We start from the raw sequence: 13,981 nt of genomic DNA on the forward strand, positions 1-13,981 counted from the left end.
ATGGTGTATAATAGTTTTCGTAAGGTAAAGAAACCTTGCGAATCCAAATGGATTTTATTTTTAAGACAAAGGTCAGTTTAGGTCAGAAACGAACAGAACTAGAACTGACAATCAGAAAGGAGGCTTGGTCATGGACAGGCGATTATTTTTTGAAAGATTGGTCAGTGAAGGTCAACTGTACCTGGCTGAGCCGGAAATTATTCCACGAGTGACATGGCGTCACTTTGATTTTTAGAATATTGGTCAGAAATGGTCAATCAAAATACACAAAACTAACAAACATTACAATTTAGAAAAGGAATTGAACCCGAACCGAAAGCTCGGAAAAAAGATAGCTCGTAGCTGACATCAGGATATCAGCCGACCTCCTATTTTTCAGTCGCTTTCTAGTGGTTCTTGGTATCTTATTTATGAATAACAACTTTAACAATTTCAACAACATGGACGATATTTTCAACCAACTCATGGGCAACATGGGTGGCTACTCTAGTGAGCGGCGTCGTTACAGCATCAACGGTCGCGAGGTGACGCCGGAAGAGTTTGCCTACTACCGTCAAACTGGTCAGCTTCCGCAAAGTGAAGCCAGCTCTGCTATGCCCCAAAAACAAGGGAACATGAAGCAAGACGGCATCCTAGCCAAACTAGGCACCAACTTGACCGAGCAGGCACGTCAAGGCAAGCTCGATCCTGTCATCGGGCGCAACAAGGAAATCCAGGAAACGGCTGAAATCCTGGCCCGTCGGACCAAGAACAATCCGGTCATGGTCGGGGACGCTGGGGTCGGTAAGACTGCGGTTGTCGAAGGCTTAGCGCAGGCTATTGTCAACGGTGATGTGCCAGCTAGCATCAAAAACAAGGAAATCATCTCCATCGACATCTCTGGACTTGAGGCTGGAACCCAGTACCGTGGGGCTTTTGAGGAAAATGTCCAAAACTTGCTGGACGAGGTCAAACAGGCTGGCAATATCATCATTTTCTTCGATGAAATCCACCAAATCCTGGGCGCTGGTTCAACGGGGGATGGTCAAGGTTCTAAGGGCTTGGCGGACATTCTCAAACCTGCCCTGTCCCGTGGCGAGCTCTCTGTCATCGGGGCGACCACCCAGGATGAGTACCGCAATACCATCTTGAAAAATGCTGCGCTGGCCCGCCGCTTCAACGAAGTCAAGGTCAATGCACCGTCTGCAGCGGACACCTATGAGATTTTGAAAGGCATCAAGCCGCTCTATGAAGCCCACCACAACATCGAGTTGCCAGATAGTGTCTTGAAGGCAGCAGTGGACTACTCTGTGCAGTACATTCCACAACGGAGCTTGCCAGACAAGGCCATCGACTTGATCGACGTGACGGCAGCTCACTTGGCAGCCCAACACCCTGCGACAGACCTCAAGAGCTTGGAAGCAGAAATGGCTGAAGCCAAACGCCTGCAAGAAGCAGCAGCAGAGCGGGAGGACTACGAAACAGCCCTTAATGAAAAAGTGCGGATTGAAAAACTGCAAGAGCAGATGGACAACCACACCGAGAGCCAAAAGGTCGTGGCTAGTGTCAACGATGTAGCAGAGGCAGTGGAACGCATGACCGGCATCCCTGTATCGCAAATGGGGGCCTCAGACATTGAGCGCCTCAAGGACATGAAGTCTCGCTTGGAGGCTAAGGTCATCGGGCAAAATCCTGCAGTTGAGGCTGTCTCTAAGGCCATTCGCCGCAACCGTGCTGGCTTTGACGAGGGCAACCGCCCAATCGGCTCCTTCCTCTTTGTCGGTCCAACAGGTGTCGGCAAGACCGAGTTGGCCAAGCAACTGGCCCTGGATATGTTCGGCAACAAGGATGCTATCATCCGCCTGGACATGTCTGAGTACAGCAATCGGACAGCAGTGTCTAAGCTGATTGGGGCGACGGCTGGTTATGTCGGCTACGACGACAACAGCAACACCCTGACCGAGCGTGTTCGCCGCAACCCTTACTCCATCGTGCTTTTGGACGAGATTGAAAAGGCAGACCCACAGGTCATCACCCTCTTGCTCCAGGTCCTGGACGACGGTCATTTGACGGACGGCCAAGGCAACACCGTCAACTTCAAGAACACGGTTATCATTGCGACTTCTAACGCTGGCTTTGGCTATGGCTCTTCTGGGGAAATGGCGGAGCAGGACATCATGGACCGGATTGCACCATTCTTCCGTCCAGAGTTCCTCAACCGCTTTAACGGCGTGATTGAGTTTAACCACTTGAACAAGGAAGACTTGGGGCAAATCGTGGACCTCATGCTGGCTCAGGTCAACCAAACCCTTGGCAAGAAAGGCATTCACTTGGATGTTACCGACGTAGCTAAAGACCTCCTCATGGAAGAAGGCTACGACCCAGACATGGGTGCCCGCCCACTGCGCCGTGTCATCGAAAGCCAAATCCGCGACAAGGTCACTGACTTCTACCTGGACAACCTGGAGGCTAAAGATCTTCAAGCAGACGTGGTTGACGGGGAAGTCGTCATTACAGAAAAAGTAGCTTAATCAGAAAAGCCACCACCTATTCACATAGGCGGTAGCTTTTTAGTAGAGATTATTTTTTCGGTTTAGCCTGATAGGCACTATAGAGGTAAAATAGTGTCGTTGCCAAGGTCAAGTAGAAGAATAGACCAGCCCGAATAAGGGCAAACGGCAGTTCAAAGAGAAAAGAGAAGATAAACGCTTTGCCGCTTAATTCCCAAAGTCCTGGTGTTAAAAATAGAGATTTAGGGTCTTGAAAAGGAGTAGCGAGATCGGAGATGCTGGTGAAATGAATAAAACTGTAACATAAGAAAATCATGGCTGTGGCAAGGGCGCTTTTACGGTACCGTTGATAGAAAGCCAATTGCGATTCCTCATCAGAAAACAGAACGTCTTTATGACCATGAGCGAGTTGTCGGAAGTAGTGGCTCCCACTGGACGGTGATCCAGAAATGTGTTCCCAACCGCTGTCTTCAAAAAGCATGAGATAGTCCTGGTATTGTTCCTTGGATAGTTGATCTCGGAAATCAATTCGGACAGTGGTGATTTGTTCAGCAATACAAGGTTCAAAGTGGTAATAGAGTTGGGGAATAGGAACGCCTACCAATCGATATCCTTTGGATTGCATACGGTTTATCCAGTCTTCTTCTCTTTTTAAGTTAGTGAATAATTTCCATTTTTTCATGATAGCCTCCTACAAATTAAAGTGTTCAGCGATTTGAGTGAGTTTTCGAAGACGTTTTGTTTCCAGAATAAGGATTTCTTTTCCAGCCTCAGTGATCTGATAGACCTTTCGCCGAGCATCATTGGAAGGAACACTGGTAATCCAATTAAGTTTTAACAAATTTTCAATGGCTCCGTACATGGTTCCAGCTGCAATTTTAACCTCACCATCGCTCATGTCATCTACCAACTGCATTACAGCATAGCCATGAGCAGGTTCCATCAATGCCAATAAGATATAGTAGGTCGTCTCCGTTAAAGGAAGTTGCTTGGGTCGTTTCACTAGGCATTACCTTTCTAGTCTGTTCAACTATACAGTTTAACTTTATATCTCTATTGTATATCGTCAAACTATATATGTCAACTGTATAGTTGGTTTTTTAAAATTTTTTCAAAAAAACACTTGACCCTAACGCCACGTGATAGAATAGAATGAGAAGCAAGGAGGAACAAGCATGAAAACAGTCAAAGAAGTCAGTCAACTGGCAGGTGTGAGCGTACGCACCCTGCATTATTACGATGAGATTGGGCTCCTACGCCCCGCTCAGGTGACAGACAGCGGCTACCGGCTTTATGACGATAAGGCCCTCATGCGGTTGCAAGACATCTTGCTGTTTCGTGAGTTAGATGTTCCTCTGAAGAAAATAGCAGAGCTGATGGACAGTAGCCAGGCAGTTAGACAGTCTGTTCTGAGAGACCATGTTCGCCTCTTAGAACTTCGCAGAGACCGCTTGGAAACCCTTGTTCAGCTCGCCAATGACCTCATCAAAGGAGAACAACCGATGAACTTAGAAGCTTTTAACCAAGATCAATTAGCAGCCTTCCAAGAGGAGGCACAAAAACGCTGGGGAGATACAGCGGCCTTTCAATCCTTTGCGCAGACAATGACAGATCAAGACTGGCAAGACAGCAACCAAGAATTGATGACAGTCTTTGCTGGATTTGGCAACTTGCGAGACTTGCCTGTGTCAGACACTCAGGTCCAGCAACAAGTGAAAGTCTTGCAAGAGACCATCACTAAACGTTACTACCCTTGCACGCCAGAGATTTTAAAAGGCCTAGGCATCATGTACACGGAGGACAATCGCTTTACCCAAACCATCGACCAATTCGCTGGAACTGGCACAGCCCAATTTGTCCATGAAGCAATTGATGTCTTCACTTCAAACTAAGAAAAAATCCTTCTGAATCATTTCAGAAGGTTTTCTTACCCCAACAATTTCTCAATATCTTCCGCGATTGTTGCGGGGTCGGTTTTTGAGGAGTAACGATTGTATACTTTGCCGTCTTTATCGATGAGAAATTTGGCGAAGTTCCATTCGATTTTCTTACCAAGCAGGCCTGATTTTTGGTCTTTAAGCCAGACGTAGAGGGGATCTGCGTCCTTGTCATTAACCTTTATCTTGGCAAAGCGTGGGAAGGTGGTCTGGTAGTTGAGGCTACAAAAGCTGTTGATTTCTTCTGCTGTCCCTGGTGCCTGACCCATGAACTGGTTACATGGAAAATCAAGTACGACAAATCCTTTATCTTTGTAAGTATCGTAGAGATTTTGTAGGGCCTCGTACTGGGGTGTCAGGCCACAGCCTGTGGCCGTGTTAACCACTAAAACAACTTGACCTTGGTACTGGGCCAAGTCAATCGCTCCGCCATCTTGCCCTAAAACGGAAAAATCATATAAATGTGTCATGCAATCCCTCGCTTTCTGTGCTTATATTTTATCATGAAATGGGTGGTCTGGTTGGAGAAAACTGTAAAGGGAGTGGGAAAGAACTCCAAAAAACAAAAAAGAGTTCGATAGCTTCGCTTCTGGATTTTTGAGCTCAGGCTGAAAAGGTCTCTTCCCAGACTTTTTTTGACACTGACTGCGTCAGCTTCATTTCCAACTTCAAAAGGTCCCCCGGACCTTTTGAACTCCCACCCCCGCATGGCTTTGACAGTCTGGGGAGAGACTGTCAAAGGTGCGAGCCTAAAAAATCGAAAGCGAGCAACAGTCTGGTGGACTGTTTAAGGTTGAAAAAAACGCAAACTAGGTTTGCGTCATTTGATAGGGTTTTAAAAGCTGACAATATCAGCGGATTAGAGCTCATTCAGAAGTGGTTCATTGGTGCTAAAGCACCTAATGAACTGTGCAGGGGCCTTTCTAGGCTGGCAAAGCCAGCAGAAAGGCCCCCAACCACTGCGTTAGAATGTTAAAACAAACTCTAGATAGAGAGGTTGGACTTTATGCCCAGCCTCTTTTGGTATTAAGGAGGCTATTTAACAGAACCGCCAGTGATGCCTTCGACGTAGTATTTCTGCATGAAGATGAAGAGCAGGGTGATTGGTACAGCGATGAGGACAGAACCTGCGGTAAAAGGCATGAACCATTCATTGATAGTATCAGCCCGCAACATGGAGAAGAGGCCGATAGCAACCGTGTATTTGCTTGTAGCGTCCCCAAGGATAACCTTGGCAAAGATGAAGTCCACCCAAGGTCCCATGAAGGCCATCAAAGCTGTGTAGACGATGATGGGTTTGGACAAAGGTAGGGTGATTTTGAAGAAAATATCCTTGCGGGTTGCACCGTCAATCATGGCGGATTCATCGAGCGAGTAAGGAATGGTGTCAAAGAAGCCTTTGGCGATGTAGAATCCAAGTGCAGCACCAGCTGAGTAAACCAAGATCAAGGCAGTCAAAGTTTGAGTCAGGCCCAGGGCTTTCAAGATGTAATAAACCGCAATCATGGACATGAAGCCTGGGAACATGTTGAGGACCAGGGCTAGTTTCAAGAATTGGTTTTTAAACTTGAATTTGATCCGGCTGAGGGAGTAAGCCATGGCTACCGTAATAAAGGTAGACAGAAGGCAAGACATGGTCGCAACATAAAAGGTATTGAGGAACCAACGGCCGAATGGGAAGGTGCTATTGGTAAAGAGTTTGGTATAGTTGGCCAGGGTAAAACTCTTTGGAATAATATAGCTAACGTAGGCTGTCCCTTCAGCCCGAAGACTTGAGAGAACAACCCAAACAACAGGGAAGAGCCAGATAATGGATAGGACTGTCAGGAGCAGGTAAATGAGCCCGAGACGGATTCTTTTCTTTGTTTTCATTATTTTGCGACTCCTTCCTTGTAAGATGCGGTGCGGGTATAGGCCAAAAGACTAAAGATGGCAGACAGGGCAAAGATCAAGATACCGATAACAGAGGCCAAGTTGTAGTCAGCAGCGGATACGGTCAGTTTGTAAAGCCAAGTCACTAAGAGGTCTGTTGAGCCTGCCTGGTAGTAGGTAGAATTGGTTGGGCCACCACCTGTCAAGAGGTAGATGACGTTGAAGTTGTTGATGTTTCCGATGAATTGCTGGATGAGTGTAGGGGTCATAATCAGCAAAATCTGTGGGAAGGTAATGGATTTGAACACCTGGAATTTGCTGGCGCCGTCGATTTCAGCAGCTTCAATTTGCTCAGCTGGCAGGTTCATGATAATCCCTGAAGAGACCAACATGGTGTAGGGAATGCCGACCCACATGTTGACAATGATGATGGAGAACTTAGCCCAGAGAGGGTCAGAGAGGAATGGAAGTGGTTTTGAAATCCAGCCCCAATTTTGCAGGATACTGTTAATTGGTCCCACATCGTTGAGCAAGTTTTTCATGATGAGAAGGGAGATGAACAGAGGTACTGCGATGGTGATGACGAAGAAGGTACGCCACATTTTCTTAAACTTCAGCCCTTTGGTATTGATCAAGAGAGCCAAGAGAATACCGAAGAAGAAGTTGGTTGCAGTCGCAAAGACCGCCCAAATCAAGGTCCAGGAAAGGAGGGGGAAGAAGGTTCCTGCCATCCGACCAGTAAAGACGTTGCCGAAGTTTGCCAGACCGACCCAGTCAAAGAGGGATTTCGGTGGCAAGTGATTGTGATCGTAATTGGTGAAGGCCAAGCAGATCATGTAAATCAAAGGCAAGATGGTGAAGAGAAGAACTCCAATCAAGGGAATGGCCATCAGGGTCATGTGGAAACGACCGTTGGTCAAGGTGTGGAAGTCCTCCTTGAAACTTGGGATTTTCTCTCCATTTTTCTTGAGAAAGTAAAGGTTGCAGGCGCTCTTAATGTTGCACCAGTAAATATAGGCAAAGAAAAGGCAGAAAATCAGAGAAGCCAGGCCAAAAATCAGAAGCAACATGGAGTTGTCCCCCTCAGTAGCGACTTGGATTTTAATGCCATCCACTTCCTGTGTCGTCGTGCCTTGAAGCTGGGTTCCTAGGGTAATCAGCCCACCGATAGCAGGGATAATCTGAGTCGCAAAGGCAATGATAAAGAGAATTTCGCTCAGAAGAAAGAGCAGTCCTTTGATGATTTGTTTATTCTTGAGATTGGCAAAACCCATGATGAGGAAGGAGAGTTTGGTCTCCAGTCCCCCATTTTGGAAGGCTTCTTTTATCTCTGCTTTTGTAAAAGATAGTGCATTGTTCATAAAAACCTCCTTTGGCGTGTGTGGCTATCCATACTCATTCAAAATCTCATGGGACACGTAGGTTGACCTAGACCGTATCGTTTTGATTTAGGAAGAGTATTAAGGTAAAAGGGAAAGGTGAGGGTCTTCACCTTTCCCTGTCACATTGTTATGAGCTACCTTGATAGCATCTGTCACGCTTATTCTGCTGCAGCGATGTCTTGGTCGAATTGTTGCAAGCGAGCGAGGTAGTCAGCTTCAGCGATTTTACCGTTGTAGGTATCGCTCAAGATAGCAGCGGCTTCTGTCCAGAAGACTGAGATTTGGCTAAGTTTAGGCATAACAACTGTGTAGTCGCTTGAAGAGCCCATTGTGATAACGGTTTGAGCCAATTCGTTTGATTGAACAGCGTCTGATGCTTGAATTTCTTTGTTTGAAGGGACAACGGAGCGTGTTTCAAATTGGTTCTTTTGGCTGTCGGCGTTAGTGATAGCTGATCCTAATTTGTAAGCAGCAGCGATACGTTTCGTGTCCCCGTTTGATGGTGCTTGGTTTACAGCATAGAGTTTAACACCCATGAAGGCTTTTTGTTGAACTGTTTTGCCACCGATAGTAATGGTTGGGTAAGCGGCGATACCGAGGTTTTCAGCTCCAACAGCTTCTTGAGCAGCTTGGAAATCCCATGGTCCGGATTCGATAGCAGCAACAGAGCCATCGCCGAATTTAGAAATCACGTTCGTAGCATCCAAGTTTACAAAACCTTTGTTGTTGTTTTGCTCTGCAATCCATTTAAGGACAGAAACACCAGCTTCATTACCCCAGTTTGTGCCTTTTGGATCTTCACCTGATTCACCGAAGAGGGTGTTTCCAACTGAGAGCATCAACGGTCCAGTGATGTAGGCGTTCATTTCTTTGAAGGTTTGACCAAAGGTTGCCTTGGTTGTGATGGTTTCATAAGATTTAACGTCTTCTGCAGTCAGTTTAGACTTGTTGTAGTAGAGAACTTGTGTTTCGATACCGTAAGGGAAGGCATAGGTTTTACCCTTGTATTGAGCACCGACAACAGCTTGGTCTGTGTTGTTCTCAGCAACTTCAGAAGCGTATTGTTCTGGCAATTCTTGGATAACACCAGCTTCTACCAATTGACCGAGTTGGTCATGCGGCATGGCAAAGACGTCAGCAGCAACGCTTGGGTCTTTTTTCACGTTTTCTTGTGCTTTAGAGTCTTCTGAGTCGATGATCTCAACCTTGTAGCCAGACTCTTCTTCAAACTTGGCAACAGTGTCCTTATAAGAATCCACACCACCAGTTGGCACCCAGAGTTTGATGGTTGAGCTTGATGCAGCGGAACTTGATGAGTCTGCAGACTCGCTAGACTTGCTGCCACCACAAGCTACCAAGAGGGTACTTGCCAAGGTTAATCCTAAACCAGCCGTAGCTAATTTTTTCCAAGATTTCATAAATGTTTCCTCCTTAATTGAAACAGTTAAATAAGTTACACTCTTATTATGCAATCGTTTGCAAAAAATGTCAAGTGGTTTTTTCGTTTTTTTAAAATTTTTTTGATTTCCAAAGGTTTTTAAACGGAAATCGATTGCTTAAGTATTAGGGTTGTCAAGATTTTTCTATTGAAATTAATCTGGTTATGGACTATTTTAATCCAACTGGTCAAATTAAGCTCTGCTATGGTAAAATTAGAGTAATTATCTAAAGTGATGTGAGGAGAAGGGGATAGTGGCACTGAATATTTTTATCCTAGAAGACGATTTTGTCCAGCAGGGACGGATTGAGGCGGCCATTGATAAGGTGTTGAAAACGACCGAGGTCACCTGTCGAAAACTAGAAATTTTTGGGAAGCCTGATCAGTTGTTAGAGGCAATCACGGAAACGGGCAATCACCAGCTTTTCTTCTTGGATATTGAGATTAAATCAGAAGAGAAGAAAGGCATGGAGGTCGCTCGGGATATCCGTCGTCGTGACCCACAGGCGGTCATCGTCTTTGTTACGACCCACTCGGAGTTCATGCCGGTGACCTACCGCTATCGCGTTTCGGCCTTGGACTTTATTGACAAGGCCCTACCCGAAGAGGAATATGAGGCGGCCATCGCCTCAGTCATGCTTCATGCCTATGACAATATCAGCGAAACTATTTCAAGTGATGCTTTTGTCCTAAAGAATGACCACGCCCACATCCAAGTGCCTTTTGCGGACATTCTCTTTTTTGAGACATCGCCAACGGTCCACAAGGTCATCTTGACCACTAAGACTGGTCAGCTAGAATTTTACGGCAAGGTCTCAGAAATTGCTAAGCTAGATGACCGTCTCTACCAATGCCACCGGGCCTTTGTCGTCAATCTTGCCAATGTCCACAAGGTCGATAAGGCTAGTCAGACCGTGGTCTTCCAAGGGGGACAGGAGTGTCTGGTCTCCCGTCTCAAGCTCAAGGGCTTGTTGGAAAAGGTGACCCCGCATGTTTAAGCTGACGATTTTTAGTGCCATCATCGTTTTAATTGACTGGCTGGTCAAACTCTATGTCTTTGGTAAAATCAGCAACCTCAAACCGCATCGCAAGCAGACGTTTGGGTTTTTGTTACTCGTCCTAATTATCTACATCATCAACCCACTTTATGGCCTGTTGCTGGAGCCACTATACCTGCCTTTACTGGTCTTTTTGGTTCTAAAACCAAGCTGGAAAATCCTCCAAGGACTCTTTTACAGCCTCATGCCCTTTGTCTTGGTCGAATTGACCCAACGCATGACTAATCTCTACACAGCTAGGTACCTCCTCTTGATGGAAACACCAGATTTTATACCGGGATTTTGGCTGACTGTCGTCGGTTTGCTGGCTATTCTTATCTGCTACTTTTTCTTTATCAAAGTGATGGCGGTAGATTTTCAGGTGGTGCGTCAGATGTTTCATCACCGCAAATTCACCAAGGTCTTACGTATCTTGAGCGTCGGGCTCTTGACCTATGCGGCCTTTCTTCATCCTCTTTTGACCCTGTCAGGGACGGAGCAAGAGGCCGTACTTGAGTTTGGCAATAGCACCTCGACACTGTCTATTGATATTTTATTTTCCTACCTTGTTCTGTTTGTGACGGGGCTGATTTATCTCAACTACAAGTCCAAGGATTTGATGGCCATGGAACTTCAGGCAGCCAAGGATAGTCAGTTGGCAGACTTAACCCGATACAGTCAACATGTTGAGGCCTTGTATGGAGAATTGCGGAGCTTTCGCCATGATTATTCCAATGTTCTAGTCAGTCTCAATCTTGCTATCAAGGACAGGGACATTGACCAGGTGGAGCAGATTTACCAGTCGGTCATGGCCAATTCAGACAAGGCTTTTTATGAGAGCAAGTACGATATTGCAAAGCTGGCCAATCTCCAAGACCCTGCGGTCAAAAGTCTGGTTTCAGCCAAACTCATGACAGCCCAGGCTCAAGGTGTCACCATCTCCGTTGAAATCGAAGAGCCAATCGGCCCACCAGATATAGACTTGTTAGAGTTTATTCAAATTCTTTCCATCTTTCTGGACAATGCCATAGAGGCAACGGTCAAGGCAGACAAACCAGCTCTGCTATTGGCCTACTTCCAAGAAGGTAAGGACAAAATTCTCGTTATTGAGAATAGCACAGCCGAGGCTAGTGTCAATACCCGGCAGATTTTTGCGGATGGCTACTCGACCAAGGGGACCAACCGTGGTATCGGCCTGGCTAATGTCCGCACGATTTTGTCCAAGTACCCGAAAGCCAGTCTTGAAACCCAGAGCTACAAGCACCGCTTTAGCCAGGTTCTAACCTGTCGTGGGGAGTGATTTTTACCATTCATTATAAAAAAATAACCATTCATGACATTCGTGCTTGTCATGAGTGGTTTTTGATAAACTAATGTCATCAACACAAAAGGAGTTTCTCATGACACTGTTTTCCGCAATATTTACCTCCGTTTTCAAACGGCGGGACGTTAAGATTTTACTGGCCTTTATGGTCTTGCCGATTTTAGGGCCTGCCCTCAGCGGGGTTTCTGAGAGCCAGCTAGATTTGGATATCTATGGCAATTTCCTCAGCTTTATGACCAGTTCCTTGGACCTGCAGTTCCAGTTGGTCTTACCAGCTCTGATTATGGGCTTCATCGTCTCCTCTGTCTTTCAAGAGGAGATTGCGACCGGAATTCTCTTTCTTTACAAGGACATCAACCGGAAGCGGATTTTGAAGGCAAAATTGCAGAGCTTGTATCTGGTCTATGCCCTCTACTGGCTGGGGACAGTCGTCGTCTCTATGCTGGTCTATCTGGTCTATGTGGTGCCAAAGGCAGGTTTCCATTTCTTGCCGACGGACAATCTAACCCAACTTGTCCTACAAAACATCAGCAATATCTGCCTCAATCTCATTCTCATCACCCTGATTGCGGCAGTATCCATCAAGAAGAAAACCTTAATGGCGGTCTTGCTAGGGGTACTCTTTAACTGCGTAGCTCTGACAGCACCATTGCTCAATGGCTTCCGCTATGTTTTCCCAAATACCTACCCTCGTTTGTTGGACAAGATACCCTTCCCAGTCGCTCTGGCCATGAGCCTTGGCATCAGCCTGCTTTACCTTGCCCTAGCTTATGTGAAAGCCCACCAAAACTTCAAAAAAATTGAATTTTAGCCCACTAGAAAAGGAACATTATCATGCTTAAAATCGAAAATCTCTCTAAACAATTTGCTGGTAACGACTTTTACTCCCTCAAAGACGTCAGTCTTGAGATTAAAAAGGGTGAAATCGTCGGTCTCATCGGGAAAAACGGGGCTGGAAAGTCCACCCTCATGAAGCTCATGGCCAAGTCCCTCAAACCAACGACAGGCACCATCACTTACGAGGGTGTGGACATCAACACCGCTGACAACCTCCTTAAGGACTTTGGGATTATGATTGACCCTGTTTTTTACCCTGAGATGTCAGTTGTTGATAACCTCAAATTTTATCTCAAGCTCCACGGCAAGACCGAGTACCTGCCAAACATTGAAAAGACCCTTAAACTCTTGGAACTCTGGGATGCCCGCAACCGCAAGCCAAAAGGTTTCTCTTTCGGGATGAAACAGCGGACGGCCCTAGCCATCGCTATGGTAGCTGAGCCTGATTTCCTGATTTTGGACGAGCCCTTTGTGGGTCTTGACCCAATCGGGGTTCAAAAGCTGATTGACATCCTCAAAGAGTGGTCCAGCCAGCGTCAGATTTCCATGCTGATTTCTAGCCACCAACTGGGTGAGCTCGAGGCCCTCTGCCAACGCTATGTCTATATTGACAAGGGGCAACTGGCGAGCGAGTTTGACGGTCAGGGGGCACCGAGCGTTTTGATTCATGTCACTAGCAGAACTGACCACGAGGTCCTCTCAGTCTATCTCAATGATAAAATCAGCTTGGACGGTTCAGTCCTCCAAGTCTCTACCCAAGCGACCAGCGACGAGCTCAATCCTCTGCTGGTCTACCTCTCAAGCAACCAGCTCATCGATTGTCTGGAAGTCAAGGAAAACCACCTCAAAGAAATCTTTAGCCAAGGAGAGTAACCATGTTCACCATCTTCAAACCTGTCTTTGAATCTGTCTGGAAACGGAAGGAAACCAAGATTTACCTATCATTCGCCATTATCTTTCCCCTCGTCTTTTTGGCCTCTACTTTTTTACCTGAAGGCTCAAACTTTATGGTGCCAACAGTTGAGGGAGACTACCGATTTACATTTCTAAATATGTTTATGATAATTTTAATGGCAGCTCTTGATTTAACCTTACCTGTCTTAGCCCTTTTCTACCTTACCTATACCGTTTTTCGAGGCGAGGTGGACAGCCATACCCTCTTTCTTTACAAGGATATTAAGCGTCGAGATGTTTTTTGGGCAAAGCTAGCTAGCCTTCTCCTGATTACCATTATCTTCTTTGGTTTGTTCTTCCTAGTCATGTTGGGGGTCTATTATGGCCGAGTCGGTTATATGCCCTATGCTAGTCTGACTTTTTGGGATAAAATACCTGAGGATGGTTTGCATAATTTGTACGCCTTTATCACCTATATATTCGATGGTCTAGTCAGTATTTTACTAGCAACCTGCTTATCCCTTTACGCAGGGCTAGGCAAGACCATGACAGCAGCCTTTACCTATGAGATAGGAACCGCTCTTCTTAGTATTTTTGGATTAGGGATTTTGGTGCCAAATGGTCTGAGTAATAACATCTTTGAGGGCATGCCTTTTGTCACCGCCCTCGGTCTATCTAGCCTTATCACGCTTATTTATTCGTCGATTCTCATTTTCCTCAGCCTCAAGTTTTTCAAGAAGATTGAGTTTTAAAGGTCTGTCAAATTTAAAC

General features: G+C 46.0%; 13 protein-coding genes. 7 read left to right on the plus strand and 6 right to left on the minus strand.

All coding sequences use genetic code 11. The features are described 5' to 3' along the window. Window positions 1–410 precede the first annotated feature (410 nt). The gene (locus tag ACFORF_RS06865) at window positions 411–2,510 is read left to right on the plus strand and encodes an ATP-dependent Clp protease ATP-binding subunit (protein WP_380426683.1); all 2,100 of its coding nucleotides are present in this window, start codon (window positions 411–413) and stop codon (window positions 2,508–2,510) included. Window positions 2,511–2,559: 49 nt separating this feature from the next. On the opposite strand, the gene ACFORF_RS06870 is transcribed toward ACFORF_RS06865, so the two are convergent. Beyond that, the gene (locus ACFORF_RS06870; RefSeq protein ID WP_380426685.1) at window positions 2,560–3,171 is read right to left on the minus strand and encodes a DUF2812 domain-containing protein; all 612 of its coding nucleotides are present in this window, start codon (window positions 3,169–3,171) and stop codon (window positions 2,560–2,562) included. 9 nt (window positions 3,172–3,180) lie between these two features. Beyond that, on the minus strand, window positions 3,181–3,492 hold the full coding sequence (locus ACFORF_RS06875) for a PadR family transcriptional regulator (RefSeq protein WP_380426687.1): 312 nt from the start codon (window positions 3,490–3,492) through the stop codon (window positions 3,181–3,183). Between the two features lie 172 nt (window positions 3,493–3,664). Here ACFORF_RS06875 and ACFORF_RS06880 point away from each other — a divergent pair, with 172 nt between their 5' ends. Next, window positions 3,665–4,381: a MerR family transcriptional regulator gene (locus tag ACFORF_RS06880; RefSeq protein ID WP_380426689.1), complete on the plus strand. Its 717-nt coding sequence runs from the start codon at window positions 3,665–3,667 to the stop codon at window positions 4,379–4,381. Between the two features lie 35 nt (window positions 4,382–4,416). Here the strand turns inward: ACFORF_RS06880 and ACFORF_RS06885 are convergent, their stop codons facing one another. From ACFORF_RS06885 to ACFORF_RS06900, 4 genes are all read right to left on the minus strand, one after another. Continuing rightward, window positions 4,417–4,896 (minus strand): glutathione peroxidase, encoded by a 480-nt coding sequence (locus tag ACFORF_RS06885; RefSeq protein WP_380426691.1) that lies wholly within the window; start codon window positions 4,894–4,896, stop codon window positions 4,417–4,419. Window positions 4,897–5,461: 565 nt separating this feature from the next. After that, entirely contained in the window at window positions 5,462–6,298 is an 837-nt protein-coding gene (locus tag ACFORF_RS06890) for a sugar ABC transporter permease (protein WP_380426693.1), read from the minus strand. Then, complete coding sequence (locus ACFORF_RS06895) at window positions 6,298–7,659, minus strand: carbohydrate ABC transporter permease (RefSeq protein ID WP_380426694.1); 1,362 nt, start codon at window positions 7,657–7,659, stop codon at window positions 6,298–6,300. Before ACFORF_RS06895 ends, ACFORF_RS06890 begins: the two co-directional genes overlap by 1 nt. Before the next feature lie 179 nt (window positions 7,660–7,838). Then, on the minus strand, window positions 7,839–9,098 hold the full coding sequence (locus ACFORF_RS06900; RefSeq protein ID WP_380426696.1) for an extracellular solute-binding protein: 1,260 nt from the start codon (window positions 9,096–9,098) through the stop codon (window positions 7,839–7,841). A 274-nt stretch (window positions 9,099–9,372) separates the two neighbouring features. Between ACFORF_RS06900 and ACFORF_RS06905 the strand changes: the two genes are divergently transcribed. The 5 genes from ACFORF_RS06905 to ACFORF_RS06925 all read left to right on the plus strand — a co-directional run bounded on the left by ACFORF_RS06905 (window position 9,373) and on the right by ACFORF_RS06925 (window position 13,962). Further along, window positions 9,373–10,116, plus strand: coding sequence for a response regulator transcription factor (locus tag ACFORF_RS06905; RefSeq protein WP_380426698.1), 744 nt, complete (start codon window positions 9,373–9,375; stop codon window positions 10,114–10,116). Continuing rightward, window positions 10,109–11,455: a sensor histidine kinase gene (locus ACFORF_RS06910; protein ID WP_380426700.1), complete on the plus strand. Its 1,347-nt coding sequence runs from the start codon at window positions 10,109–10,111 to the stop codon at window positions 11,453–11,455. The genes ACFORF_RS06905 and ACFORF_RS06910 overlap by 8 nt, the downstream gene beginning before the upstream one ends. Before the next feature lie 100 nt (window positions 11,456–11,555). Then, a complete protein-coding gene (locus ACFORF_RS06915) occupies window positions 11,556–12,290 on the plus strand; it encodes a hypothetical protein (protein WP_380426702.1) in 735 nt (244 codons plus the stop codon). A gap of 23 nt (window positions 12,291–12,313) precedes the next feature. After that, window positions 12,314–13,189, plus strand: a complete 876-nt coding sequence (locus ACFORF_RS06920) for an ABC transporter ATP-binding protein (RefSeq protein ID WP_380426704.1) — start codon at window positions 12,314–12,316, stop codon at window positions 13,187–13,189. 2 nt (window positions 13,190–13,191) lie between these two features. Further along, a complete protein-coding gene (locus ACFORF_RS06925; RefSeq protein WP_380426706.1) occupies window positions 13,192–13,962 on the plus strand; it encodes a hypothetical protein in 771 nt (256 codons plus the stop codon). Window positions 13,963–13,981 lie beyond the last annotated feature (19 nt).

The sequence above is a fragment of the Streptococcus caprae genome, from assembly GCF_042649745.1.
Classification (GTDB): domain Bacteria; phylum Bacillota; class Bacilli; order Lactobacillales; family Streptococcaceae; genus Streptococcus; species Streptococcus caprae.